The 23,525-nt window shown below is 64.6% G+C and carries 23 protein-coding genes; 6 read left to right on the top strand and 17 right to left on the bottom strand.

Going from position 1 to position 23,525, the window contains the following annotated elements:
- Nucleotides 1–22: 22 nt before the first annotated feature.
- The 3 genes from ABIB66_RS10930 to ABIB66_RS10920 are packed head-to-tail and all read right to left on the bottom strand — an operon-like array spanning nt 23 to nt 2,827.
- A complete protein-coding gene (locus ABIB66_RS10930; protein WP_275169957.1) occupies nt 23–904 on the bottom strand; it encodes an MlaD family protein in 882 nt (293 codons plus the stop codon).
- 16 nt (nt 905–920) lie between these two features.
- Nucleotides 921–1,691, bottom strand: coding sequence for an ABC transporter ATP-binding protein (locus ABIB66_RS10925; protein WP_007612400.1), 771 nt, complete (start codon nt 1,689–1,691; stop codon nt 921–923).
- Nucleotides 1,692–1,693: 2 nt separating this feature from the next.
- Nucleotides 1,694–2,827, bottom strand: coding sequence for an MlaE family ABC transporter permease (locus tag ABIB66_RS10920; RefSeq protein ID WP_275169956.1), 1,134 nt, complete (start codon nt 2,825–2,827; stop codon nt 1,694–1,696).
- Between the two features lie 143 nt (nt 2,828–2,970).
- Between ABIB66_RS10920 and dgcA the strand changes: the two genes are divergently transcribed.
- On the top strand, nt 2,971–3,966 hold the full coding sequence (dgcA, locus tag ABIB66_RS10915; RefSeq protein WP_354208388.1) for an N-acetyl-D-Glu racemase DgcA: 996 nt from the start codon (nt 2,971–2,973) through the stop codon (nt 3,964–3,966).
- Here dgcA and ABIB66_RS10910 read toward each other — a convergent pair.
- Nucleotides 3,936–5,132, bottom strand: a complete 1,197-nt coding sequence (locus ABIB66_RS10910) for an MFS transporter (protein ID WP_275169954.1) — start codon at nt 5,130–5,132, stop codon at nt 3,936–3,938. The genes dgcA and ABIB66_RS10910 overlap by 31 nt on opposite strands.
- A 75-nt stretch (nt 5,133–5,207) precedes the next feature.
- On the opposite strand from ABIB66_RS10910, the gene ABIB66_RS10905 reads away from it, so the two are divergent.
- Nucleotides 5,208–6,593 carry a hypothetical protein gene (locus ABIB66_RS10905; RefSeq protein WP_275169953.1) on the top strand — a complete coding sequence of 462 codons (1,386 nt, stop codon included), beginning with the start codon at nt 5,208–5,210 and terminating at the stop codon, nt 6,591–6,593.
- Nucleotides 6,594–6,867: 274 nt separating this feature from the next.
- On the opposite strand, the gene ABIB66_RS10900 is transcribed toward ABIB66_RS10905, so the two are convergent.
- Nucleotides 6,868–7,227 carry a hypothetical protein gene (locus tag ABIB66_RS10900; protein ID WP_007612410.1) on the bottom strand — a complete coding sequence of 120 codons (360 nt, stop codon included), beginning with the start codon at nt 7,225–7,227 and terminating at the stop codon, nt 6,868–6,870.
- 121 nt (nt 7,228–7,348) lie between these two features.
- Here ABIB66_RS10900 and ABIB66_RS10895 point away from each other — a divergent pair, with 121 nt between their 5' ends.
- A complete protein-coding gene (locus tag ABIB66_RS10895) occupies nt 7,349–7,666 on the top strand; it encodes an antibiotic biosynthesis monooxygenase family protein (RefSeq protein ID WP_275169952.1) in 318 nt (105 codons plus the stop codon).
- 30 nt (nt 7,667–7,696) lie between these two features.
- Here the strand turns inward: ABIB66_RS10895 and ABIB66_RS10890 are convergent, their stop codons facing one another.
- Complete coding sequence (locus ABIB66_RS10890; RefSeq protein ID WP_354208387.1) at nt 7,697–8,140, bottom strand: RbsD/FucU family protein; 444 nt, start codon at nt 8,138–8,140, stop codon at nt 7,697–7,699.
- 164 nt (nt 8,141–8,304) lie between these two features.
- Between ABIB66_RS10890 and ABIB66_RS10885 the strand changes: the two genes are divergently transcribed.
- Nucleotides 8,305–10,122, top strand: a complete 1,818-nt coding sequence (locus ABIB66_RS10885; protein ID WP_354254837.1) for a caspase family protein — start codon at nt 8,305–8,307, stop codon at nt 10,120–10,122.
- A 73-nt stretch (nt 10,123–10,195) separates the two neighbouring features.
- On the opposite strand, the gene ABIB66_RS10880 is transcribed toward ABIB66_RS10885, so the two are convergent.
- From ABIB66_RS10880 to thiD, 4 genes are all read right to left on the bottom strand, one after another.
- A complete protein-coding gene (locus ABIB66_RS10880) occupies nt 10,196–11,179 on the bottom strand; it encodes a threonine/serine dehydratase family protein (RefSeq protein WP_035994560.1) in 984 nt (327 codons plus the stop codon).
- 63 nt (nt 11,180–11,242) lie between these two features.
- Nucleotides 11,243–12,286 carry a glycosyltransferase family 4 protein gene (locus tag ABIB66_RS10875; protein ID WP_354208384.1) on the bottom strand — a complete coding sequence of 348 codons (1,044 nt, stop codon included), beginning with the start codon at nt 12,284–12,286 and terminating at the stop codon, nt 11,243–11,245.
- Nucleotides 12,287–12,299: 13 nt separating this feature from the next.
- On the bottom strand, nt 12,300–13,112 hold the full coding sequence (locus ABIB66_RS10870) for a UDP-2,3-diacylglucosamine diphosphatase (RefSeq protein ID WP_247287409.1): 813 nt from the start codon (nt 13,110–13,112) through the stop codon (nt 12,300–12,302).
- 183 nt (nt 13,113–13,295) lie between these two features.
- Nucleotides 13,296–14,096 (bottom strand): bifunctional hydroxymethylpyrimidine kinase/phosphomethylpyrimidine kinase, encoded by an 801-nt coding sequence (gene thiD / locus ABIB66_RS10865; protein WP_354208383.1) that lies wholly within the window; start codon nt 14,094–14,096, stop codon nt 13,296–13,298.
- A gap of 129 nt (nt 14,097–14,225) precedes the next feature.
- Between thiD and ABIB66_RS10860 the strand changes: the two genes are divergently transcribed.
- Entirely contained in the window at nt 14,226–14,471 is a 246-nt protein-coding gene (locus ABIB66_RS10860) for an Lrp/AsnC ligand binding domain-containing protein (protein ID WP_007602021.1), read from the top strand.
- A 23-nt stretch (nt 14,472–14,494) separates the two neighbouring features.
- Here ABIB66_RS10860 and ABIB66_RS10855 read toward each other — a convergent pair whose 3' ends face one another.
- The gene (locus ABIB66_RS10855) at nt 14,495–15,424 is read right to left on the bottom strand and encodes a c-type cytochrome (RefSeq protein ID WP_354208382.1); all 930 of its coding nucleotides are present in this window, start codon (nt 15,422–15,424) and stop codon (nt 14,495–14,497) included.
- A gap of 155 nt (nt 15,425–15,579) precedes the next feature.
- On the opposite strand from ABIB66_RS10855, the gene ABIB66_RS10850 reads away from it, so the two are divergent.
- Nucleotides 15,580–15,996 carry a CHRD domain-containing protein gene (locus ABIB66_RS10850; RefSeq protein WP_275169947.1) on the top strand — a complete coding sequence of 139 codons (417 nt, stop codon included), beginning with the start codon at nt 15,580–15,582 and terminating at the stop codon, nt 15,994–15,996.
- A gap of 76 nt (nt 15,997–16,072) precedes the next feature.
- On the opposite strand, the gene ABIB66_RS10845 is transcribed toward ABIB66_RS10850, so the two are convergent.
- The 6 genes from ABIB66_RS10845 to murJ form a co-directional block, all read right to left on the bottom strand.
- A complete protein-coding gene (locus ABIB66_RS10845; RefSeq protein ID WP_354254836.1) occupies nt 16,073–17,368 on the bottom strand; it encodes a cystathionine gamma-synthase family protein in 1,296 nt (431 codons plus the stop codon).
- 335 nt (nt 17,369–17,703) lie between these two features.
- On the bottom strand, nt 17,704–18,150 hold the full coding sequence (locus ABIB66_RS10840) for a c-type cytochrome (protein ID WP_275169945.1): 447 nt from the start codon (nt 18,148–18,150) through the stop codon (nt 17,704–17,706).
- Nucleotides 18,151–18,254: 104 nt separating this feature from the next.
- Entirely contained in the window at nt 18,255–20,564 is a 2,310-nt protein-coding gene (locus tag ABIB66_RS10835; RefSeq protein WP_354254835.1) for a xanthine dehydrogenase family protein molybdopterin-binding subunit, read from the bottom strand.
- Nucleotides 20,565–20,842: 278 nt separating this feature from the next.
- Nucleotides 20,843–21,121 (bottom strand): DUF1127 domain-containing protein, encoded by a 279-nt coding sequence (locus tag ABIB66_RS10830; RefSeq protein ID WP_354254834.1) that lies wholly within the window; start codon nt 21,119–21,121, stop codon nt 20,843–20,845.
- Between the two features lie 285 nt (nt 21,122–21,406).
- Entirely contained in the window at nt 21,407–21,823 is a 417-nt protein-coding gene (locus tag ABIB66_RS10825; protein ID WP_354208378.1) for an SRPBCC family protein, read from the bottom strand.
- 164 nt (nt 21,824–21,987) lie between these two features.
- Nucleotides 21,988–23,514, bottom strand: a complete 1,527-nt coding sequence (murJ, locus tag ABIB66_RS10820) for a murein biosynthesis integral membrane protein MurJ (RefSeq protein ID WP_354254833.1) — start codon at nt 23,512–23,514, stop codon at nt 21,988–21,990.
- Nucleotides 23,515–23,525: the final 11 nt, after the last annotated feature.

The raw sequence follows: 23,525 nt of genomic DNA, 5'->3' as shown, positions 1-23,525 counted from the left end.
GTGAGAGACGAGTGCAACGCGGCTACTGCCGCCGGCGCTCCGGCGCGGCCGGCTTCGGCGGCTCTGGCGGCGGAGGCGGAGCGGCCGGCGGTGCGCTGTTGCTGGCGCCGAACAGGACGCGGGTCGGGTTACGGTCGAAATTGTTGACGGCGCGACTGATGTCGCCGAGCGTGCGGCGGCCGTCGGTCATCAATGCGCCGGAGCGCTTGTCGAAATCGTCGGCCAGTTCCCGGATCGACTTCACCGCCTGGAACAGCTCGCCGCCATCCTTGCCGCCGGCGAGCGTGTTGAGGCCGAGCATGAGGCTATCGGCCTTGAGCATCACGCCGTCGACCTTGGCCATCACGCCGTCGATCTTCTCGGAGTTGCGGGCGAGCGAGTTGGTGAAGGTCTCGAGATTCTTCAGCGAGTTCTTCACCGACTCCTGATTGTCGGCGACGATCTTGTTGATGTTCTGGAGCGTGCCGCGGATCGCCTCGGTGACGTCCTGGAGCTTGTTGGGATCAGCCGTCAGCGTGGGGATGCCGTCCTCGTCGAGCGGCGGCGACGGCGCGGCCTCCTCGCCGCCCTTGAGCGAGATCGCGGCAACGCCGGTCAGGCCCTGAAATTCGAGGCCGACCAGGGTGTCCTTGCGGATCGGGGCGTTGTTCTCGACCATGGCGAGTGCGACAACCCGCCGCGGGTTGTCGAGCTTCACCGAGACCACCTCGCCCACCCGGATACCGTTGAAATTGACGCTGCCGCCGTTGCGCAGGCCCGCGGCCGGGCCCTCGAACACGACGCGCAGCGGGCTGCGCTGCTTGGTGGTGTGCAACGACTGAAACCACAGCACGAAGCCGATCGCGGCGGCGATCACCGCCAGCGTGAACGATCCGATCAGCACGTAATTTGCGCGCGTTTCCATCAGCTACTCCGGCACCTCAGCCCATCACCGCGCGAGCGCGCTTGCCATGGAAATATTGCCTCAGCCAGGGATGCTGCGAGGCCTGCATGTCGGCGATCGACCCTGCCGCAATGATCTTACCGTTGCCTAAAACGGCGATGCGGTCACATGCTGTGTAAAGGCTATCGAGATCGTGGGTTACCATGAAAACGGTCAGCCCCAAAGTACGCTGCAACGTCCTGACCAACTCGTCGAAGTCGCCGGCGCCGATGGGGTCGAGGCCCGAGGTCGGCTCGTCCAGGAACACGAGATCCGGGTCGAGCGACAGCGCGCGCGCCAGCGCCACGCGCTTGATCATGCCACCCGACAGTTCCGACGGAAAGCGATCGGCGACTTCCGGCTTGAGACCCACCATAGTGAGCTTGGCGATGGTGATCTCGTCCATCAGCCGCTGCGACACCCGCAGATATTCGCGCATCGGAAACTGGATGTTCTGCCGCACCGTGAGCGAGGAGAACAGCGCGCCCTGCTGAAACAGCACGCCCCAGCGCCGCTCCACGTTGCGACGCTGCGACGTATTGGAGGCATCCAGATCGACGCCGAACACCTCGATGCTGCCTGCGACCTTCGGCACGAGGCCGATGATGGTGCGTGTCAGCACGGACTTGCCCGCGCCGGAAGGACCAACGAAGCCAAGAATCTCGCCGCGCTTGACGTCGAGGTCGAGCCCGTCGAGCACGCGCGTCGCGCCGAACTGCACGGTGATGTCGCGGACGCGAATGATGGGGTTCTGGATCTCGCCTGCCATCGTCACATCCCGATCGCGGCGAAGAAGATGGCGAACACGCCGTCCATGACGATGACGAAAAAAATGCCTTTCACGACAGACGACGTCGTGTGCTGCCCGAGCGATTCGGCGCTGCCTTGCACCGCGAGCCCCTCGACGCAGGCGACGATGCCGATCACCGCGGCCATGACAGGTGCCTTGACGATGCCGACGATGAAATGGTCGATCGAGATGGCATCGCGCAGCCGCAGCAGGAAAGCCTCCGGCTGCACGCCCCCATAGAGCCAGGCGACGAGGCCGCCGCCATAGAGCGCGGCCATCGCGCCGAGGAAGGCCAGGATCGGCAGCGCGAGAACGAGCGCGAGCATGCGCGGCAGCACCAGGACCTCGATCGGGTCGAAACCCATGGTGCGCAGCGCGTCGATCTCCTCGCGCATCTTCATCGAGCCGAGTTCGGCGGTGTAGGCGCTGCCCGAGCGGCCCGCGACCATGATCGCGACCAGCAGCACGCCGATCTCGCGCAGCACCAGCACGCCGAGCATATCAACGACGAACAGGTCGGCGCCGAACCTGCGGAAGTGGAAGATACCCTGCTGGGCGATGATGCAGCCGATCAGGAAGGTGATCAGCACCACGATCGGCACCGCGCGCCAGCAGACCTGCTCGAGATGATGCACGGTCGAGGTCAGGCGGAACGAGCGCGGATGAATCAGGGTGCGCGCGACCGCCGCGAGCACCGCGCCGAGCATGTCGATCAGGCCTGCCACGGTGCCGGCAACGCCGGCCACGGCCCGGCCGATCTGCTCGAGCATGCCGGTGATGGTGATCGTGCTGCTGTCGATGACGGGCGTTGCCCTGACCCGCCGCACCTCGTCCACGAGGCTCGAATAATTGGCGGAGAGGCCGGCGATCTGCGCCTCGACGGCGCCCTGCGTCAGACTGCGGCGTAGCCGCTCGATCAGCCAGGCGCCGAAAGTGTCGAGCTTGGAGACCTCGGAAACGTCGATGAAGATGCTTTGCGAGCCGCCGGCGAGCTTCTCGGCGTCAGCCACCATCCGCTCCAGGACCGGCGCGAAGCTCGCGGTCCAGGTTCCGGTGGCGCAGAGTGCCAGCGCATTGCCCTTCGCAATCCGTTCCAGCTTCGGATCGCCGTTCAAGATGTCCGCTCCCGTGCCGCGGCGCGAGAAACGGATGAAATCAGATGGTTGCGCACGCGCCCTTACCCAGAGAAGGTATCCCCAACTGGTTAACCTTAGTTGCTAGAGGTAACCAGCAGGTTCAGATTTCGCCAGAGTTCAAAATGACTTCCAGCAAAGTTCCTGTTCTCTCTGCGCGAATCGAGCGCTTTCCCATCGCGGGCAGTTTCACAATCAGCCGGGGCGCCAAGACCGAGGCTGTGACCGTCCTGGCCGAGGTCAGCCGGGACGGCCTGACCGGCCGCGGCGAATGCGTGCCCTATCCCCGCTATGGCGAGACGCCCGAGGCGACCCTTGCCGCCATCCAGGCCATGCAGGAGGCCGTGGCCGGCGGCCTCACCCGCCAGGCCCTGCAAGCCGCCATGCCACCCGGAGCGGCCCGCAACGCGCTGGATTGCGCCCTGATCGATCTGGAAGCCAGGGCCGTCGGCCTGCGGGCCTGGAGCCTGCTCGACCGCCCCGCGCCGGGCGAGCGCACCACGGCCTACACGATCTCGCTGGGCACGCCCGAGGCCATGGCGGCGGCGACCGCCAAAGCGGCGCACCGGCCGCTGCTCAAGATCAAGCTGGGCGGCGACGGCGACGGGGAGCGGATCGCCGCGGTGCGCGAGGCCGCTCCTGAATCCGAACTGATCGTGGATGCCAACGAGGCCTGGACCGAGGCCAATCTGGAGCACAATCTTGCGGCCTGCGAGGGCGTCGGCGTCACCCTGGTCGAGCAACCGCTGCCCGCGGGCAAAGACGACGCACTGGCGCGGATCAAGCGGCCGCTCGTGGTCTGCGCCGACGAGAGCGTGCACGACCGCCACTCGCTCGCACCCCTGCGCGAGCGCTACGACGCCGTGAACATCAAGCTCGACAAGACCGGCGGCCTCACCGAGGCGCTGGCAATGGCCGATGCCGCTCAGGCGCTCGGCTTCGAGATCATGATCGGCTGCATGGTCGCAACCTCGCTGTCGATGGCGCCGGCGATGCTGGTGACGCCGCAGGCGCGCTTCGTCGATCTCGACGGCCCGCTGCTGCTGGCGCGCGACCGCGATCATGGCCTTCGTTACGACGACAGCCTGATCTATCCGCCGGACTCGTCGCTGTGGGGATGAGCTTTCAGCTGGTGCCGCGCCGACCAGATCAGAAGTGCGCCGGCAGCGGCCATCGCTGCCATGACGTAATACAGGCCATCGCCGATGCGGGCGTAGATCGCGCCTGACGCGATCGAGGTGGTCGCACCCAACAGCCCGTTGCACGCGGCGTAGTAGCCCTGCCCCCGCGCGATCTGATGCGACGGCACCCGCTGCACCAGAAGACTCATGGTGCCGAGAATGGTCATTCCGAAGGTCAGGCCGTGGCCAAGCTGCACGACCGCGAGCAGCGCGAGTGGCGGATCGTATGCGGTGACGACCCAGCGCACGACCGCGCTCGCGCCCCCGATCGCCATCAGCGAGGACGGATGCAGCGAGAAGCGCGGCGACAGCGCGAAGACGGCGATCTCGGCGATCACCCCTAATGTCCAGAGGCCCGCGATCGTCAGCCCGCCGAGGCCGTGGGCCTGCCAGTTGATGGCCGAGAACGTATAATACGCGACGTGACTGCCCTGGATCAGCGCGGCAGAGACGATGATGGCCCAGAAGCCGGCATCGCGCAGCAGCGCCTTGCTGTCGTGCACCGCCGTCGTCCTTCGCCTGACATCGTCGAGCGGCTGCAGCAGCATGCCGGCGGCGACCGCAATCACGGCCCAGGCGACGATGACCCAGATCAGATCGCGCGGCGCGATGTGGTCTACGAGATAGCCGCAGGCGAGCGAGCCGGCCGCGAAGGCTGCCGAGCCCCACAGCCGCACCGGCCCGTAGTCGAGCCCGTAGCGGGCGACGCCACGCAGCGCATAGGCGTCGGTCAGCGGCATGGTCGGCGTCCACATCATGCAGGTCAGCGCATAGATCAGGAACAGCGCCAGCGGCTGCTGCTGCAAGCCGACCGCCGTGAACCCGATCGCCGTCGCCAGCACGGACACCATCATGCCGGCGCGAATGGCATGTCGCTTTTCGGCAAAGGCGGTGATCTGCGGCAGCGTGGTGAAGCGCGTGATCGCGGGCAGCGCGTTGATGAGGCCGATCCAGGCAGCGTCGATGCCGATCGCCTTCAGCCAGACCGGAAAGAACGGCAGATGCGTTCCCGATACCGCGAACACGGCCGAGTAGAACAGCGCGAGGCTGACGGCGAATCGCCGCTTCTGAGATGCTGCGATGGGGATTTGTGATTCGGGTGCCATCAAACCAATTGCGATTCGGTCGATATCGTGGTGATCGTTACTGTAACGCGCGGTGATTTGCGCGACGAGATTGACATGGCCAACGAAGCATTCGCCCTCTCGCCTATGTCTGCCCGCGCGGCCGAGCCGAACGAGCAGGATTACGACGCGATCCGCGAAGCCTTCATGGAGACCGCGCGCGGCCGCTGGTTCCTCGGCGAATACGCCAAGCGCAACCGCAATGCCGACACCCGCATGGTGCTCGACGCGGTCGCGAAAATCGAAGAAACCCTTGCGGCACAGCGCCAACCCGTGGTCGAGGACCGCCTGCCCGAGGCGCTGGTCGCGATCCGGCACGCGATCCGCGAGGCCGAGACGATCGCGATCGCGGCGTTCGATCCCGGGGCGATCGAGGCGAGCCTCGCGCCGATCCCGCGCGGCCTGCGCATCATCAAGGAGATCTCCTGGCGCTGGCGCGAGATCGGCGCCGACGGGCGAATCTGCGATCTGATTGATTCGCAGCTCGCCTCCATCGAGGCAGCCTGCGCGCAGGTTTCGACCATCGACCCCCGCGCAGACCTCAAGGCCGCGTTCGATCTGCTCAAGGACCGGATCGACCAGACCGACGCTGACGCAACGCCGCGGGCCGCGCGCCCCTCGCCGGCTCCGGTGCAGGACGCACCGTCGCCCGTTGCGGAAGCTCCGCTTGCGGAGGCCGCACCTGCGGCAATGGCCGGCGAAGCCGCCGTGGCTTTTACGGAGCCGCAGGACATCGCAGAGGCGATCGATCCCGAAGCCGCCGTGGAGACGGCCGGCGTCGCTGAAGTCTTCTCCGTTGCGGAACAGGCGATGGACGCCACGCTGGAGCCGGAGACCGTCGCCGAGAGCCGGATCGCGCCCGAAGACGCCGCTCTTGAAGAGCCCGCCGCCTTCGCCGAGGTGACGGACGAATTTTCGCTCGATGCCGCTGCCGAAGCCGAGGACGAAGCCATCCTCGACGCGATCGCGCTGGAGATGGCCGCGCCCGACCCGGAATTCGACGAGATCATCGAGCCGGTCGAGATGGAAGCATCGGTTCCCGAGCCGGTGGTTGCGGAGGCCGCAGCGCCCATCGCAGCCGAGATAGCGGAGCCGATCGCACCAGAGCCGCTCGCACCAGAGCCAGTCGCCGCCGCAGCGGTCGTGGAGGAGCCCGTAGAGGAAGCGCCGATCGCGATGGAATCGCTTGCGCGCCTCACCAACGCCATTGCGGAAGCCGCCGCCGAAGTGATGGAGCAGCCGTCGCCTGTCATGGCCGCCACGGCGACATTCGGCGCGGCGCAGGCCACGACGCTGCCGATGCCCTCGCCGGTCCCGGAAGCCTCACTCGGCGCCACCATCCTCGCCAGCGGCATCCTGCAAAAGCCCCGCGCCGCCGCCAACGATCCCATGGCACCAATCCGCCGCATGACCCAGGCCGAGAAGATCGCGTTCTTCTCGTAAGGGGAGCGCCTACTCGGCCTCGTGTCCCGGACAGGCGAAGCGCAGATCCGGGACCCAGGAGCCACAGCGTCCGCCCCAACATGGGCCCCGGCTCTGCAGCGCACCGTCGAAGAGACGCTGCGCTGCGTCCGGGCCACGAGAGCGGCGTGGGAAAGCACCCTCTCCTCAACGTCATTGCGAGCGTAGCGAAGCAATCCAGAGTCTTTCCGCAGCGGCAGTCTGGATTGCTTCGCTGCGCTCGCAATGACGGATAGGCCGCCGCGCGCTCAGCCCATCAACCGCAATTCCAAACCGCGCCGATCGGCGTCCGCGTCCAGCACGGCCCAAAACTGCCGCCATTGTAGCGGCCGCCGCCGAAGCCGGGCCGGCCGAAATAGCGCCACTCACCGTCCCAGCCGTAATATTGCGGGACTGGATCGATGTACCAATGGCGGCGGTCGCTAGGCGACATCCGCCGCATCGCTTCCTTCTGCTTGTAGAGCGGAATGCTGTTGCTCAGCGGCTGGCGATAGCCCGGCAGAAAGCCGTAGCCATGCCAGGCTTGCTTGGGACGCTTTTGGATTGAAGCAGCCGGCGCGACAGCCGGCAGCAGCGATAGGACGATAGCGACAGATAGACACATAAGGCGCGACATGGTCCGACCATAAACAGTCGGATGCCGGCAGGCCATTCAAATTCGGGTGGGCGATGTAACAAAGCCATCGCGAAACCGAAGATATCGGGAACGGAAATCCATCACCGAGGGGCAAGGAAACATGATTGGCGAAGTGATTGTCATTGGCGATCTGCAATTGCGTGACGGCGCCTCTGTCGACGAACACGACCGACTCGGCGCGCGCATGTACGACATCGTCAGCCGTCTTCCCGGCTTTGTGTCGATCAAGTCGTTCAAGGCCGACGACGGCGAGGAGCTCACCGTGTTCCGTTTTGCCTCGGAGGAAGCGCTCGAAGCCTGGCGGACCCACCCCGAACATGTCGAGACGATGAAGCGAGGACATGCCGAGTTCTACGCCAGTGGCTTCCTGCAGATCTGCAAGGTGATCCGTGAGGTCGGACCATTCGAGCACGTGTGACGCGGCCCCGCATCGTTCGATCGTGCGCTGCTAGCCGATCACGCCCTTCCTGATCAGGAAGCATCCGTAACTGCTGCTGTCGCCGACCTGCACGACGCCAAAGCTCGCCGCCGCCGCGCGATAAAAATCAGGCCGGGAGAGTTTTCCGGGCGTGACAGGCCGGCCGGCGGCGCGTTCGATCTCGGCGAGCACCGCGCGCTGCACGTCGGGGACGCGGTCGGGATCGTCGACGGGCATCATCACGCGCACCGGATCGGGATCGAAATCGTCGAGCGGATAGACCGACATGATAGCGCGGATCGCAGTCTCCATGCTCATGCCCGGCAACTGGATCAGGCGCCGCGAATTCGTGCTCTGCGCGATACGTGCCGCGGGGTGATTGGCATCGACGAAAACGAGGTCGTCGCCATGCCCCATGGAAGCCAGCAGCCAGAGCAGGTCGGGCGTGAGGATCGGATCGATCGATTTCAGCATGTGACGGACTGTCCTCCCATCGTGCACCCACCTTGGCAGGTTCCAAGCGTGATTCAGATCACGCAGCCTACCATGGTGATAGGGATCACGGACCTCAAACTCGAACGCGGCCAAGCTCCCCGGCAACCAATCTCGTATCGAGATCAGTGCCAAAGGAGCACGCCATGTTCCGCCTAAAACCTTTCCTGATGACGGCCAGCCTGCTGGGAAGCCTGTTCGGCTTTGCCTGCGGCCCTGTTTCCGCGCAAGTCGCCCCGGTCGAGCCGGCCCCCACCGTGCTGCAAGGTCCGGAACAGCGGGTGGCGCTGGTGATCGGCAATTCGAACTATCAGAACGCGCCGCAGCTCGCCAATCCCGACAATGACGCGGAGTCGATGGCGAAGTTCCTGAATTCGGCCGGGTTCGAAGTGGTCGCCGCGACCGACCTGACCCAGAACGACATGCTCAAGGTGGTGCAGGACTTCTCCGCCAAAGTGTCGGCGCGCGGTCCGAATACGGTGGCGATGGTCTACTACGCCGGTCACGGCGTGCAGCTCGCCGGCGAGAACTACCTCGTTCCCGTCGACGCCAAGGTCTCGAGCCAGACCGAGCTCGTCAACAACTCCGTCCGCCTGGTCGACGTGATGTCGACGCTGGAGACGATCCCGAGCCGCATGCGCATCGTCATCCTCGACGCCTGCCGCAACAACCCGTTCCCGAACGTCAACGACGCCGGCCGGGGCTTGGCCATCGTCGATGCGCCGAACGGTTCGATCGTCGGTTACTCGACCGCACCGGGCGCGGAAGCACAGGACGGCACCGGCGGCCACAGCCCCTACACGCAAGCCTTCCTGAACGTCGCGCGCGAGCCCAACGTGCCGATCGAGCAGCTGTTCAAGCGCGTGCGCCTCGAAGTGAACCAGACCACCAGCGGCGCGCAGATCCCGTGGGAGAGCTCGTCGCTGACGTCCGACTTCACTTTCTTCGGCGACACCGCTGTTGCCGCCAACCGCGCGCCGGTGAATGCGCCCATCGTGCAGATGGCCTCCAACCTGCCGAGCCGCTCGACCCGCCAGGCCTATGACTACGTGGTGTCCGAAGCACGGCCGGAGTACTATCAGGAGTTCATCACGATGTATCCGCACGACCCGCTGTGCGATCACGTCCGCTGGCTGCTCAACAACCTGCTGCTCACGCAGGCCTGGCACAAGACGGTGCTCGCGAACTCGCCGGTCGCCTACAAGAACTTCTACGACAGCTACGGCAACACGCCCTATGCGCAGGTCGCGCTCAAGCTCCAGATGCAGCCGAAGCAGATCCCCCTGATGCAGGCGACCAAGTTCCTGGCGCCGCAGAATATCGCCCCGACCTTCAAGATCGGCAATCTCGGCCAGCCCAAATACATGCCGCTGCAGCAGGGTAATGGCGGCGCGCAAGTGAACGGCAATTTGCCGATCGTGCAGAAGTCGGGCGACAACAACGGCATCGGCAAGCTCGGCAATGGCGGCCAGATCATCAACCTGCCGGCGGGCAACAACCAGCCCAACCAGCAGAACGGCACGCCGTCGCAGACCCCGGGCAAGATCGTGACCCTGCCCGCGCCGACCAACACCACGACCACCAAGGGCGGCATCGGCAAGATCGTGACGCTGCCTGCGACCAATAAGACGCAGAACGGCGGCAACAATGGCGGCACTGCCAATGGCACAACCAATGGCAATCCTGGCAAGATCGTGAGCATGCCGGTGAATGTCGGCAAGGGCGGCACGACCATCGATGCAAAGCCCGTCAACGTTCAGACGCAGAACAACCCGATCCGCATCAACAACGGCGCGAAGATCAACAACAACCCGGTGAACAAGGTGCAGGTGCAGAACAACAACCGCCCGCAGTTCAACACGACCAACCGCATCGTCAACAACGGCAGCAACAACTTCCGTCAGTCGATGAACCAGAGCCAGGGTGGTAACGGCGGCAACAACCACCGCGGCTTCATGCACTGATTGCGGTCGGCCGTACACAACAAAGGGCAGAGCGGTGACGCTCTGCCCTTCTTCACGTCAGATGATTAGAATATCAGGCCACCAGCTCCGCAAACAGATCGGCATCGACATTGCCGCCGGACAGCACGATGACGACGTTCTTGCCGGCAACATCAAGTCGTCCCGCAAGCAGCGCGGCCAAGCCCACCGCGCCGCCCGGCTCCACCACGAGCTTCAGCTCGCGATAGGCAAACGCGACGGCCGCGCCGACTTCCTTGTCTGAGGCGGTCACGCCGCGCGCGAGCAGCTTGCTGTTGATCGCGAACGTCATCTCGCCGGGGATCAGAGCCATCAGCGCATCGCAGATGGTGCGGCCTGCCGGCCCGTGCGGTTCGCGATGACCTGCGGTCAGCGACAGGCCGTGATCGTCGAACGCCTCCGGTTCGGCGACGACGATTTGGGCCAGCGGGTAGCGTGCTTTCACGGCCGTCGCGACGCCTGCGATCAGGCCGCCGCCGGAGGCCGGGGCCACCACGATGTCGGGGGCGAGACCGAGCGCCGCCATATCCTCGGCGATCTCGCGGCCGGCGGTGCCTTGGCCGGCGATCACGAAGGGATCGTCATAGGGCCTGACCAGCGTCGCGCCACGCTTCTCGGCGATGCCGCGCGAGATCGCCTCTCGGTCATCGCGGTCGCGGTCGTACAGCACGACCTCGGCACCGTAGGATTTGGTACGCTCGCGCTTCGACAACGGCGCATCCGCCGGCATCACGATAGTCGCCTGCATGTCCAGGATCTTTGCCGCCGCAGCCACGCCCTGGGCATGGTTGCCGGAGGAGAACGCGACCACGCCGCCGGCGCGCTTGTCCTGCGGGATCGAGGCGACCTTGTTGAAAGCACCGCGGAACTTGAACGAACCGGTGCGCTGGAGCATCTCCGGCTTGAGATAGACCTTTGCGCCGACACGCTCGTTGAGCACCGGAAAGGACAACAGCGGGGTGCGGACGGCGAACGGCGCGATCACGCGCGCTGCGGCATCGATATCGGCAGGGCCGATCGGGAGGAGCTGTTCTGTCATGCCCGATGTTATCGCGGCGGATGAGGCGCGAGCAAGACATCTCCGCGCGAGGATTTTGGGCTCTCAGGCGACGAATCGCGCCGGCTCCGCCCCGTTCCGGCCCGGCAGCACCGCACCGACCGCCAAAATGCTGTCGACAAAAGCCCGGGCCGAGGCCTCCCAGGTGTAGTTGGCGGCGAATTCGACACAGTCCTGCCGGGGGACGTCCAGCGCGGCGAAGCAGGCGCTGCGCAGATCGTGATCGAGTGCGCCGACCGGCGCATCGCCGATCACGTCGCGGGGGCCCTTCACTGGAAACGCCGCGACCGGCAGGCCGCTCGCCAGCGCTTCGAGCAGAACCAGGCCGAACGTATCGGTCTTGCTCGGAAACACGAAGACGTCGGCGGCCGCGTAAATGTCCGCCAGTTCCTCGCCGTGCTTTTCGCCAAGGAAGATCGCGTCCGGATAGGCCTCCTCCAGCGCGACACGTTCCGGACCGTCGCCGACGATCACCTTGGTGCCGGGCAGGTCGAGGTCGAGAAACGCCTCGAGATTCTTCTCCACCGCGACCCGACCGACTGAGAGGAACACCGGCGCGGGCAGGCAGAGATCGATCGCGCGGGGATGGAACAAATGGGTGTCGACGCCGCGCGGCCACAGCACGACATTGTCGAAGCCGCGCTCGGTCAGCTCGCTGGCGAGCGCAGGGGTTGCCGCCATCACGGCGCGGCTGGGGCTGTGGAATCGGCGCAGCGCCCGCCAGATCAGCGAGCCCGGCACCGGCACGCGGGCGCGGACATATTCGGGAAATCGGGTGTGGAAGCTGGTCGTGAAGGGCAGCTTGCGCTGGCGGCAGTAACGCCGAACCATCAGGCCGATCGGACCCTCCGTCGCGATGTGGATGCTGTCCGGGCGCGCCTCTTCGATCAGCTTCGCGATTCTGCCCGGCCGCGGCATGGCCAGCCGCACGTCACGATAGCTCGGCATCGCAAAGGTGCGGAACGATTGCGGCGTCAGGAACGCGAATTCGACGTCGAGGCTTTTGGCGGCGTCGGCAAGCTTGGTCAGCGTCCGAACCACACCGTTGACTTGCGGGTGCCAGGCGTCGGTCGCGACCAGGATGCGCATCAGGCGGCCTTTGTCATGCAGCTCTGGCTGCAACCTGCGGGACCTGTGCCGGCTTCTCGGCCTGGTCCGCCCAGGTGATGATCTCGAAACGGCCGTCATCGTGCTCGACCAGCGCCGTGCAGCTCTCGACCCAGTCGCCGCAATTCATGTAGCGGATGCCGCCCTCGTCGCGGATCACCGCGTAATGGATGTGGCCGCAGATCACGCCGTCGGCGTCGTGGCGCCGCGCTTCGGCGGCGAGCGCCTGCTCGAACGCGCCGATATAGTTGACCGCGTTCTTGACCTTCTGCTTGGCCCATTGCGACAGCGACCAATAGGGCACCTTGAACATACGCCGGAAGAAGTTGACGAAGCGATTGAGCTGGATCGCGAAGTCGTAGGCTTTGTCGCCGAGATGGGCGAGCCAGCGCGCGTTCTGCACCACGAGGTCGAAGATGTCGCCGTGGATGACGAGATAGCGCTTGCCGTCCGCACCGGTGTGAACGGTGTTCTCGACCACGTCGATGCCGCCGAAATGCGTGCCGTAATAGTTGCGCAGGAACTCGTCGTGATTGCCGGGGATGTAGATGACCTTGGCGCCCTTGCGCGCCTTGCGCAAAAGCTTCTGGACGAGGTCGTTATGTGATTGCGGCCAGTGCCAGCTCGATTTCAGCGCCCAGCCGTCGACGATGTCGCCGACGAGATAGATCGTGTCCGCATCATGGAAACGGAGAAAATCGAGCAGAAGGTCGGCTTGAGAACCGCGGGCTCCGAGATGAACGTCGGAGATGAACAACGTGCGAAAGCGCCGCTCCGGGCTCTCGTCACTCACATCGTAACTTCCCATGCGCCAGCCTGTAACAATGTCCCGTGACAGGGGGATGACCAATTGAACCTCTGAGGCACCTTCGGATACGAATCGCGCTCGCCTCGCTCACCCCGCGAATATCAGTCGCATGCGACAATCAGGCGACATGCCGTCGCGGCAGCCTCCGCAAGAAGCCGAACCGCGGCGCGCTCGCGAGCGGCGTCAGTAGAATTTATGGAAATGATGGACCGGGCCGTGGCCGTGGCCGACGCTGAAGCGGTCGGCGGCCGCGATCGCCGCGCTGATCCAGGTCTTGGCGTTGCGCACGGCGCGCTCGAGATCCTCGCCTTTGGCGAGCCCCGCGGCGACCGCCGAGGACAGCGAGCAGCCGGTGCCATGAGTGTTGCTTGTGGCAACGCGCGGCGCGGCGAGCGCGATCGTGGTGCTGGCATCGACGAGATAGTCGATGCTCTCGGCGCCCTCGCCGTGCCCGCCCTTGATCAGGACCGCCCGGCAGCCGAGCGCCAGCAGCCGACGTCCCTGGCTCTCGATCTCGGCCTCGCTGGCCGCGACCGGTTCGCCGAGCAGAGCCGCGGCCTCGGGCAGATTGGGTGTGATCACCGAGGCCAGCGGCATCAGTTTGATGCGCAGGGCGTCGACGGCTTCGGACGCGAGCAGGCGATCGCCCGATGTCGCCACCATCACGGGATCGAGCACGATGTGCCGGGGCGCCCAGCGCGACAGCGCGGCCGCGATCGCATCGATGCTGGCGGCTTGCGCCACCATCCCGATCTTGACCGCGCCGACCTCGAGATCGGAAAACACCGCGTCGATCTGCGCGGTGACGAATTCGGCGGGCACCGCGTGAATGCCGGTGACGCCGCGCGTGTTCTGCGCCGTCAGCGCCGTGATGGCGGAAGCACCAAAAACGCCGAGCGCGGCGAAGGTCTTCAGGTCGGCCTGGATGCCGGCGCCGCCGCTCGAATCGGAGCCGGCAATGGTCAGCGCGACGGGCGTCGTCATGGGGCGATATTCCGCGTTTTCGAAGCCATGGCCCGTCCTAGCGCGCCTCCGCCAGCCCAGCAAGTTCGCTTGCTAAATCCGGTCGGGTTTGGCCTATTAGCCAGCAGATATGCTTTCGGAGTGACCGCGATGGTTCCCTTTTTCGTCCAGATCAAATGCAAGCTCGGCCAATCCTATGTGGTTGCCAATGCGCTTGCCGAAGCCGAGATCGCCTCCGAGATCTATTCCACGGCCGGTCAATACGACCTGCTGGTGAAGTTCTACGTCGACAACGACACCGATATCGGCCATTTCGTCAACGAGAAGGTGCAGGTGCTGCCCGGCATCCAGGACACCCTCACCATCATCACCTTCAAGGCGTTTGGCGCGAGTTGACCGTCCGGAAAGGGCGGCCCTGATCAGGCGCCGCCCTCCTTGCGCTTGGGGCGCGGCGGACCGTCCACCGGCGGCAGCGATTTGAGATAGTCCGCCATCGCCGTGAGATCGTCGTCCGGCAATTGCGAGGTGTTCTTGATCACCCGCGTCATCGCGCCGCCGACGCTGTCGCCGTCGGGCAATTCGCCGGTCTTCAGGAAATAGGCAATATCCTTCGCGCTCCACTCGCCAAGGCCCTTCTGGGTGATGTTGGGGACCCATCCCTCGCCTTCCGGATTGGGGCCACCGGCGAAGCGTTGTCCGGCGATGATGCCGCCAAGCGCATTGCGCGGGCTGTGGCATTCCGCGCAATGGCCAAAACTGTTGACGAGATAGGCGCCGCGATTCCACTGCGGCGACTTCGCGCTGTCGGCGACGAATGGCTTGCCGTCCAGAAATAAGAATTTCCAGATGCCGACGTTGCGCCGGATATTGAACGGAAAGCGCACGTCGTGGTCGCGCACCTTGCCTGCAACGGCCGGCAGCGTTTTCAGGTACGCAAAGAGATCGAGCACGTCCTCGCGCCTGGCGTGCTGATAGGACGTGTAGGGAAAGGCCGGAAAGTAATGTCGTCCGTCCGGCGAGACCCCGTGCATCACCGCGTTGACGAATTCGGCCTCGCTCCATTTGCCGATGCCGTCGGTCGGATCGGAGGAGATGTTCGGCGCGTAGAACGTTCCGAACGGCGATTTAATCGCAACGCCGCCGCCGAGCCTGAGACGATCGGGCTGGTCGGGAACGGCATGGCATGAGGCGCAGCCGCCGGCGTTGAACATCACCTCGCCCTTGGCAAGGTCAGGGACGCGGGCAGGCGCGGTGCCGGCGGCCGCCACCACCGGCGCGCTGAGCCACCAATAGACGCCGGCTGCGGCGAGTGCGGCGAGCAGCGCCACGGGGATTGTTCGTCGCAACATGCGGTCCTTTCGTCGTCGCGGCGAAGCTTATGATCGATGTCCTCGCGGCTCCAGCCACGAAGAATTTAGCCCAAGGCGGTCTGAAACGGGAATAAACTGAAATGCCGGCTGTTGGAAGTTTGGCAGCCCAAACGGGTTCAGCAGGGAGAAAAATCATGAACAAGATCGTCATCGCCATGTCAGTGCTTGGCGCCGTTGCTTTTGCCGGTTCGGCCAGCGCGGAAAAGCTGAAAGCAACGCTCGACGCCAAGTCCGAAGTCCCCGCAACGACCAGCAGCGGCACCGGAACAGCTGATCTGGATTACGACGCCGCCAGCAAGAAGCTGTCCTGGAAGGTCACCTATTCCGGCCTGTCCGGCCCCGCCACCGCCGCGCATTTCCACGGACCTGCCGAGCCCGGCAAGAACGCCGGCGTTGCGATCCCGATTCCCGGCGCTGCCACCAGCCCGGCCGAGGGCTCGGCAACACTGACCGACGCGCAGGCGGCCGATCTGCTCGGCGGCAAGCTCTACGTCAACATCCACACCGCGGCCAATCCGGGCGGCGAGATCCGCGGTCAGGTGATGAAGTAACCTTTTGCACCGTCCAACAAAAGGGCGGCTGTTACACAGCCGCCCTTTTCGATTCCCCGTGGCGCTGGCGCGGGCGTCACACCTCAGGTTCGGCTGCGTTCAGCGCCTGCGCGAGGTCGGCGATCAAATCCGACGGGTGTTCGATGCCGATTGACAGCCGGATCGTTGAATCGAGCACGCCGATCTTCCGGCGGATGTCGGCGGGTACGCCGGAGTGGGTCATGGTGGCCGGCAGGCTCGCAAGCGACTCCGTTCCACCGAGGCTCACCGCCAGCTTGAGGATCTGCAGCGCGTTGAGGAATTTCATGGCCGCGGCCTTGCCGCCGACGATGTCGAACGAGAACGTGGATCCCGCCCCCGAGCATTGCCGCGCGAACACACGTCCGTCCGGTGACGCCGCCTCGTGATGACCCAGATAGTGCACCTTGGCCACTTTGGGATGATCGCGCAGATAGTCCGCCACCAGGCGCGCATTCGCATCCGCCTTTTCCATGCGCAGGCTCAGCGTCTCGAGCGATCGGTTGATCATCCAGCAGGAATGCGGATCGAGCTGGGTGCCGATGGCGCCCCGGAGCGCCTTGATGCCTTTCACGACCGCCTTCGACCCCAGCGCGGCGCCCGCGATCAGGTCTGAATGACCGCCGACATATTTCGTGAGCGAGTACAGCGAAATATCGGCCCCGTGCTCGATCGGTCGCTGAAACACCGGTCCGAGCAGCGTATTGTCGCAGGCAATGATCGGAACGTGTCCTTGGGTCTTTCCGATGGTGTCGGCGACACGCCGCATCATCGCGATGTCGACCAGCCCGTTGGTGGGATTGGCCGGGGTTTCGATCAGGATCATCGAAACCCTTCCCTTGCGCATGGCCTCCTCCGCGGCCTGACCGACCACGGCTTCGTCGACGCCATCGGCGAAGCCGACGGCGCCGATCGACAGACGCGCAAGCGTATTCGTCAGCAGGGTTTCCGTGCCGCCATAGAGCGGCTGGGAGTGCAAAATGACATCGCCGGGGCGGACGAACGCCAGGATCGTAGTTGCGATGGCCGCCATGCCGGATGAGAACAGCGCGCAGCTCTCGGTGCGCTCGTAGATCGCGAGCCTGTCCTCGACGATTTCGCTGTTGGGGTGATTGAAGCGCGAATAGACCAGGCCGGCGCCCATCCCTTCCGGCGGCTCGCGCCGGCCAGAGACGAAATCAAAGAAGTCCTGCCCGTCCTCGGCCGTCTTGAACACGAAGGTCGAGGTCAGGAACACCGGTGGCTTGACCGCGCCTTCCGACAATTGCGGATCATAGCCATATGTCAGCATCAGCGTTTCGGGATGCAGCATATGGTTGCCGATGTTCGTCTTCGACGGGAACGGTTTTACCATGGCTTGTCTCGCTGTTGCTGATTGAGGTGCTCGCCGCGGATTGGAACTCCTGATGTCGTGACGTAGTCAGAAGCGAGATGCGTCAGCGTCAAAAGCTCACGCCAATGCCGCGGCGGCTGGAGCAAAGATAGCTGCTCCGGCAGCGATCCGTCAGGCCTTGCGAACAGAATTTCCAGCGGTGACACGCGACGCAATAAAAAGGGCGGCTGCTTTCGCAGGCCGCCCTTCTTGATTCCCAGTAGCCCGGATGGAGCGCAGCGCAATCCGGGGCAGTCTGTCAGCTCGATTGGATTTCCCGGATTGCGCTGCGCTCCATCCGGGCTACGATTTTTGCCTCAGCCGTTCTTCACGCGAAACGTTTCGTGGCAGCCGCCGCATTCCTTGCCGACCGCGGGAAAATTCGCCTTGAGCGAGTCGAGATCCTTGATCTTGCCCTTGGCCTCGGCGACGACCTTGGCGAAGCTCGCGACCTTGGCATCGAATCCGGCCTTGTCCTCCCACACTTTCGGCGAGGCGCTGTAGTCGCCCTCGGGCTTCATGCCCTTGGCGCTCGCGGGAAACAGGTTCGGCAGCTTCTTGGCGGTGTCCTCGAACTGCGCCAGTGCGCTGTCCACCGTGGCCTGATCGTAGGGCTTCTCGCCCTTGACGATCGCCGCCACCGCGCCGGCGTTCTTGCCGTTGCCCTTCATCAGCATCTGGACCTCCTTGACGGAGTCCTGTTGTGCCCAAACCGCGCCCATACCGAGCAAAAGCGCGCCCCCAACAACCAACACTCGCTTCATTCGCAAAATCCCTTTCCTTGCTGCAAGATCGCCTTGATGCAGGATCGTGCTGACCCCTCAATGGGGCCAACACCGCCTGGCAGATTTCATTCCCTGAAAAATTGTCACAGGCTGTGACGGCGATGGTGCTCGTTGACGGCGATCCACACCCGCTCCGGGGTCGCCGGCATGTCGATGTGGTCGATCTTGTATTCGCGCCAGAGCCCGTCGACGATGGCATTGACGACCGCCGGGCAGGACCCGATCGCACCGGCTTCGCCCGCGCCCTTCACCCCCAGCGGATTGGTCTTGCAGGGAACGTTGGCCGTCTCGAACACGAAGTCCGGCCCGTCCGCCGCGCGCGGCAGCGCATAGTCCATGAAGGTCGCGGTGACGAGTTGGCCGTCGCCCGCGCCATAGACCGCCTGCTCCATCAACGCCTGCCCGATGCCCTGCATGGCGCCGCCATGGACCTGGCCGGCCAGCAGCAGCGGATTGAGCGTCATGCCGAAATCGTCGACGATCACGTAGTTGACGATTTTGATGATGCCGGTGGCCGGATCGATCTCGACCTCCGCGACGTGTGTGCCGTTCGGATAAGTGCCGTCGGCGCTGGCGAAGGTCGCGCTCGCATTGAGCTTCGACGGATCGACGCCGGGACGCTTGGCCAGATCGGCGAACGAGATCGAACGGTCGGTGCCGGCGATGCGCACCAGGCCATCGGTAATCTCGAGGTCGCCGGCGCTGGCTTCCAGCGCCTGCGCCGCGATCTCCTTGAGCCGCGCGCCAAGTTCGCGGGTCGCACGCTCGACGCTGACACCGCCTGACGGGATCGAAGCCGAGCCGCCGGTCCCGAGTCCGGTGGCGATCATGTCGGTGTCGCCCTGGTGGACGTGCACGCGCTCGGGCGCAACGCCGAACTGCTCGGCAACGATCTGCGCATAGGCGGTCTGATGGCCCTGTCCGCTCGACTGGGTGCCGATCAGGACGGTGATATCGCCATTGGGGTCCATCCGCACATTGGCGGTCTCCTCGCCCATGGTGCCGCAAACCTCGACATAGCTCGCAAGTCCGATGCCGCGGATCAGACCATTCTTCTTGGCCGCCTTGGCGCGCTTGCCAAACTCCTTCCACTCGGCGATCTCCATCGCGCGCTTCAGATGCGCGGCGAAGTCGCCGGAATCGTAGACCTTGCCGGTCGCCGTCTTGTAGGGCAGCGCCTTCGGCTGGATGAAATTCTTGCGGCGGATGGCATCCGGCGTCATGTCGAGTTTTCGCGCGCAGGCGTCCACGAGACGTTCGATGACGTAAGCAGCCTCGGGCCGCCCGGCGCCGCGATAGGCATCGACCGGCACGCTGTTGGTGAAGATGGTGCGCACCCGGCAGTGGAACGCCTGGATGTCGTAGAGGCCCGGCAGCATGCCGGCGCCGCCATGCGGGATATAGGGCCCGAAGGTCGACAGATACGCACCCATGTCGCCCATCAGATCGCAATCCATCGCGAGGAACTTGCCGTCCTCGGCCAGCGCCATCTTCGCGGTGGTGACGTTGTCGCGGCCCTGCGCGTCGCCCATGAAATGCTCGGTGCGGTCGGCCGCCCATTTCACCGCCTTCTTCAGCTTTCGCGCGGCGACCGCCAGGAGGGCATATTCCCGATAGGGAAACAGCTTGGTGCCGAAGCCGCCGCCGACGTCGGGGCAGATCACCCGCATCTTGTCGGTCGGGATGTTGAGCACGTTCTGGCAGAGAATATCGCGCAGGCGATGGCTGCCCTGGCTGCCGACCGTCAGCGTCAGATGGTCGCGCTTGGCGTCGTATTCGCACACCGCCGCGCGCGTCTCCATGAAGTTCGCGACCACGCGCGGATTGACGATCGAGATCTCGGCCACCGCATGCGCCTTGGCGAACGCCGCTTCGGTCGCTTTCTTGTCGCCGATCGAGACGTCGAACAGCACGTTGCCGGGCTTGTCCGGCCAGACCAAGGCTGCGCCCTTCTTCACGGCGTTGACGACGCCGGTCACGGCCGGCAGCGGGCTCCATTTGACGTCGATCGCCTCGATCGCGTCGCGGGCCTGGTCGATGGTCTCAGCCACGACGAAGGCGATGGAATCACCGACATGGCGCACCTCGTCCTTGGCGAGGATCGGGTAAGGCGGCCCGGTGAAGGGATCTGTCTCGAGATTGAACAGGCAGGGCAGATTGCCGAGATCCCCAACGTCATCGGCGGTCAGGATCAGCGCGACGCCGGGAAGGGTTCGGGCGCGGCTCGCGTCGATGGTGTATTTGGCATGCGCATGCGGCGAGCGCAGCATCAGGCAGCGAAGCGCGGCCTGCGGCGCATAATCGTCAGTATAGCGGCCCTTGCCGCGGATGAGCGCGTCATCCTCCTTGCGCAACACGCTTTGGCCAACGCCGAACTTGATGGGAGCCGCCATTTTCTCGTCCCGTTTCTCATGGTTGTTTTGCCGGCATATTGCCGCGGAAAAACTGGCAAGGCAAACGGGTTTAGCAATGCGAAAACCATCCACCGCCCTCACATGTCAGAGCAGGATGGAACGGAAGAGCCGCAACTCGGTCATTTCGCTGTGAGGATCGGTCCGCTTGATGGCATGATAGTTGCCGAACCCACCCCGCGGTGCACGCCTGAGAACAAGCAGGCGTACTGACGACTGCTTGCTCACAAGGCGCATGTCCGCTTTGGATGACTGAACATTTACATTCCCGCGCGGCTCCATAGGTGCGTGGCGTGATCCCTCAACCTATCGATAGTTCGTTCAGGCGAGATGTAGTCGACCTCGCCACGGGTCAAGCCGATGTCCATCAGCTCCCTGTCACTCAGGTCCTGCAAGGCGATTTGTGGGCGCTGCCGCCAGCGCCACTCCTGAAGCGCACGCCAGTATTGCGCGAGCAAACCTAGGACGCTCCACGCTGATGCGAGCTCGAGGGGAAGCCCCTCGGCCTCGGATGTGATGTTCGTCTGTTGGGGTGGCATCGGACGCTCCTGCTGTTGTGCCGGCAGGGAAGCGTGGCCAAACAAAAGGCCCCGTCCGATGCCGGCGGGGCCTGGTGAAAAGATGTCGTCGTCGAATTCTAGCGCGCGACTCCTTCCACGGCCCAGCCGAAGCGGGTCATGTGGTTGCGGTTGAGTTTGCGCGACGATTTGATCATGAGACGCCAATACCACAGCCACTGCGCGATATCAAGGGATGTATGGTCGTCCGTCACATCCTGGGGGCGAGCACCTTACTCTGGCGCTTTCTTCCCCCTTAAACGGTCTTCACGACTTCTTCTGCTTCGCTTCCACGTATCGTGCGAAGTTGTCGAGGATTGCCTGCCAACCGCCTTGCTGCTGCTCGACCGAATGCGTCGATTCGCCATCGAAGACCACGCGGACGAGAATGCCCTTCGGGCCGGGCACAAACTCGACTTCAGCTTTTCGCTCGCCGAACGCGTATTCGATCCGCTTGTGCTCGATGATTTTCGTGTAGGTACCGGCGAAGTCAAAGCCCATGCTGCCGTCCTTGGCCTCCATGCGCGATGAGAAGACACCGCCTTCTCGCAGGTCGACGGTCGCCTTGGTCGTATGCCAATCGTCGGACGCGGCGTTCCACTTCATGATGTCGGCCGGCGTCGTATATGCGCGCCAGACCTGATCGATGGGGGCTGCTACGTTGGTTTCGACGGTGATCCTCATAAACAGTGCTCCTGGTTCGACTTTTTGCCGGCTCGAGGTGACGGCATCACGTCACGTGTGCGGGGTCCATCCGCCGCACTTCCGAGGTATGTCCATCCAAGGACGATCGAGACTGGCCCGTGCCGACAAGGTCGAGCCGTCAATGCGTTGAAAATATGAAAAAGTTAACCCCGCACCAGCGAGACCAGCCAGCGGCGGCCGAACAGCGCGAGGATGGCGAGCCCATAGACGATCGTGCCCCCGACGGCCAGCAGAAGCAGCGTCAATTCGTCCCGGAAGTGCATCCAGCCGAACGAAGGACCGCCGAAGCGCGCGATCAGCCAGAAGGCAGCCGCCAGGATGATCCCGGTCAGCAGGAATTTGGCGAGCGAAAATAGCCAGGCGCGGTCCAGCACGAGAAAGCCTCGCCGCACCGCGAAGAACAGCACCAGCAGCAGATTGGTCCAGACGCCGACGGCAGTGGCAAGCGCAAGCCCGATCTGGGCAAGCGATCCCATCAAGGCGACCTTGAGGGCGACGTTGACCGCGATGCCGGTCAGGGAGGCGCGAACCGGCGTCGCTGTATCCTTGCGCGCATAGAAGGTCGCGACCGCGCTGCGGATCAGCACGAAGGGGATGAGACCGATGGCATAGGCCGCGAGCGTGGCGCCTGCGGCGGCGGCATCGGCTTTCGAGAACGCCCCGCGGGCGAACAACGCGCGCATGATCGCGTCAGGCACGGTGAGGAAGGCGGCGACGAACGGCACCGAGAACAGCAGCGTGAAATCGAACGCACGGCGCTGCGCCTTCATCGCTCCGTCATGGTCGTTGGCCGTGATCCGCCGCGACATCTCCGGCAGCAGCACCGTACCGATGGCAATGCCGATCACGCCGATCGGGAGCTGGTTGAGACGGTCGGCATAATACAGCGCCGACAACGCGCCCGCGGGCAGGAAGGTCGCGATGATGGTGTCGGCAAACAGCGCGAGCTGCGTGCCCATCGAGCCCAGCGTCGCCGGCCCGAGCGCCCTAAAGAATGCGCGGACGTCTTCGTCGAGCTTGAGCGGCGCAAAGCGCGGCAGGCCGCCATGGCGGGCGAGATCGCCGGCGAGCAGGGCATATTGCAGGAAGCCCGAGATCAGGACGCCCCAGGCGGCGGCGTGGCCCGCGCTGGGAAACCAGGCGGCGAGCGCCAGCGTCATCATCATCGAGATGTTGAGGAAGATCGACGCGGCTGCGGCGCTGGCGAAGCGCTGCATCACGTTGAGCATGCCGCCATAGAGCGTCACCAGCGTGATCAGCAGCAGATAGGGAAAAGTAATCCGGGTCAGCTCGATCGCGAGCTTGCGCTGCTCGGCGTCCTCGCTAAAGCCGGGGGCCAAAATGCTCATGGCCTGCGGCATGAACAGCCAGGCGACGATCAGCAGCACCACCTGCGAGGCCAGCAGCAGCGTGAAGATGCGGTCGGCGAACAATCTTGCCGCCCCCTCCCCGCGCTCGCCATGGACATGCGCATAGGCCGGCACCCAGGCGGCGTTGAACGCCCCCTCGGCAAAGATCGCACGGAAATGGTTGGGCAGCCGCAGCGCCACGAAAAAGGCGTCGGCCACGGGGCCCGCGCCGAGAATTGCAGCGAGCATGATGTCGCGGGCAAATCCCGTCAGCCGCGAGAGCAGCGTGTAACCACCAACCGTGAAGATACGTCCGAGCATGCGTCTGTTTT

This window comes from Bradyrhizobium sp. F1.13.3, assembly GCF_040548265.1.
Lineage (GTDB): Bacteria > Pseudomonadota > Alphaproteobacteria > Rhizobiales > Xanthobacteraceae > Bradyrhizobium.
This window is presented reverse-complemented; position numbering and strand designations above follow the sequence as displayed.

Coding starts and splice junctions, on each gene's coding strand:
- ABIB66_RS10875 (WP_354208384.1), bottom strand. CDS start 12,286: ATGCGCATCCTGGTCGCGACCGACGCCTGGCACCCGCAAGTCAACGGT.
- ABIB66_RS10845 (WP_354254836.1), bottom strand. CDS start 17,368: ATGGTAAAACCGTTCCCGTCGAAGACGAACATCGGCAACCATATGCTG.
- ABIB66_RS10830 (WP_354254834.1), bottom strand. CDS start 21,121: ATGCCACCCCAACAGACGAACATCACATCCGAGGCCGAGGGGCTTCCC.
- ABIB66_RS10905 (WP_275169953.1), top strand. CDS start 5,208: ATGGCCAACGAAGCATTCGCCCTCTCGCCTATGTCTGCCCGCGCGGCC.
- ABIB66_RS10880 (WP_035994560.1), bottom strand. CDS start 11,179: ATGACAGAACAGCTCCTCCCGATCGGCCCTGCCGATATCGATGCCGCA.
- ABIB66_RS10825 (WP_354208378.1), bottom strand. CDS start 21,823: ATGAGGATCACCGTCGAAACCAACGTAGCAGCCCCCATCGATCAGGTC.
- ABIB66_RS10895 (WP_275169952.1), top strand. CDS start 7,349: ATGATTGGCGAAGTGATTGTCATTGGCGATCTGCAATTGCGTGACGGC.
- ABIB66_RS10930 (WP_275169957.1), bottom strand. CDS start 904: ATGGAAACGCGCGCAAATTACGTGCTGATCGGATCGTTCACGCTGGCG.
- ABIB66_RS10900 (WP_007612410.1), bottom strand. CDS start 7,227: ATGTCGCGCCTTATGTGTCTATCTGTCGCTATCGTCCTATCGCTGCTG.
- ABIB66_RS10855 (WP_354208382.1), bottom strand. CDS start 15,424: ATGTTGCGACGAACAATCCCCGTGGCGCTGCTCGCCGCACTCGCCGCA.
- ABIB66_RS10925 (WP_007612400.1), bottom strand. CDS start 1,691: ATGGCAGGCGAGATCCAGAACCCCATCATTCGCGTCCGCGACATCACC.
- ABIB66_RS10890 (WP_354208387.1), bottom strand. CDS start 8,140: ATGCTGAAATCGATCGATCCGATCCTCACGCCCGACCTGCTCTGGCTG.
- thiD (WP_354208383.1), bottom strand. CDS start 14,096: ATGACGACGCCCGTCGCGCTGACCATTGCCGGCTCCGATTCGAGCGGC.
- ABIB66_RS10860 (WP_007602021.1), top strand. CDS start 14,226: ATGGTTCCCTTTTTCGTCCAGATCAAATGCAAGCTCGGCCAATCCTAT.
- ABIB66_RS10910 (WP_275169954.1), bottom strand. CDS start 5,132: ATGGCACCCGAATCACAAATCCCCATCGCAGCATCTCAGAAGCGGCGA.
- ABIB66_RS10835 (WP_354254835.1), bottom strand. CDS start 20,564: ATGGCGGCTCCCATCAAGTTCGGCGTTGGCCAAAGCGTGTTGCGCAAG.
- ABIB66_RS10870 (WP_247287409.1), bottom strand. CDS start 13,112: ATGGGAAGTTACGATGTGAGTGACGAGAGCCCGGAGCGGCGCTTTCGC.
- ABIB66_RS10840 (WP_275169945.1), bottom strand. CDS start 18,150: ATGAAGCGAGTGTTGGTTGTTGGGGGCGCGCTTTTGCTCGGTATGGGC.
- ABIB66_RS10850 (WP_275169947.1), top strand. CDS start 15,580: ATGAACAAGATCGTCATCGCCATGTCAGTGCTTGGCGCCGTTGCTTTT.
- dgcA (WP_354208388.1), top strand. CDS start 2,971: ATGACTTCCAGCAAAGTTCCTGTTCTCTCTGCGCGAATCGAGCGCTTT.
- murJ (WP_354254833.1), bottom strand. CDS start 23,514: ATGCTCGGACGTATCTTCACGGTTGGTGGTTACACGCTGCTCTCGCGG.
- ABIB66_RS10885 (WP_354254837.1), top strand. CDS start 8,305: ATGTTCCGCCTAAAACCTTTCCTGATGACGGCCAGCCTGCTGGGAAGC.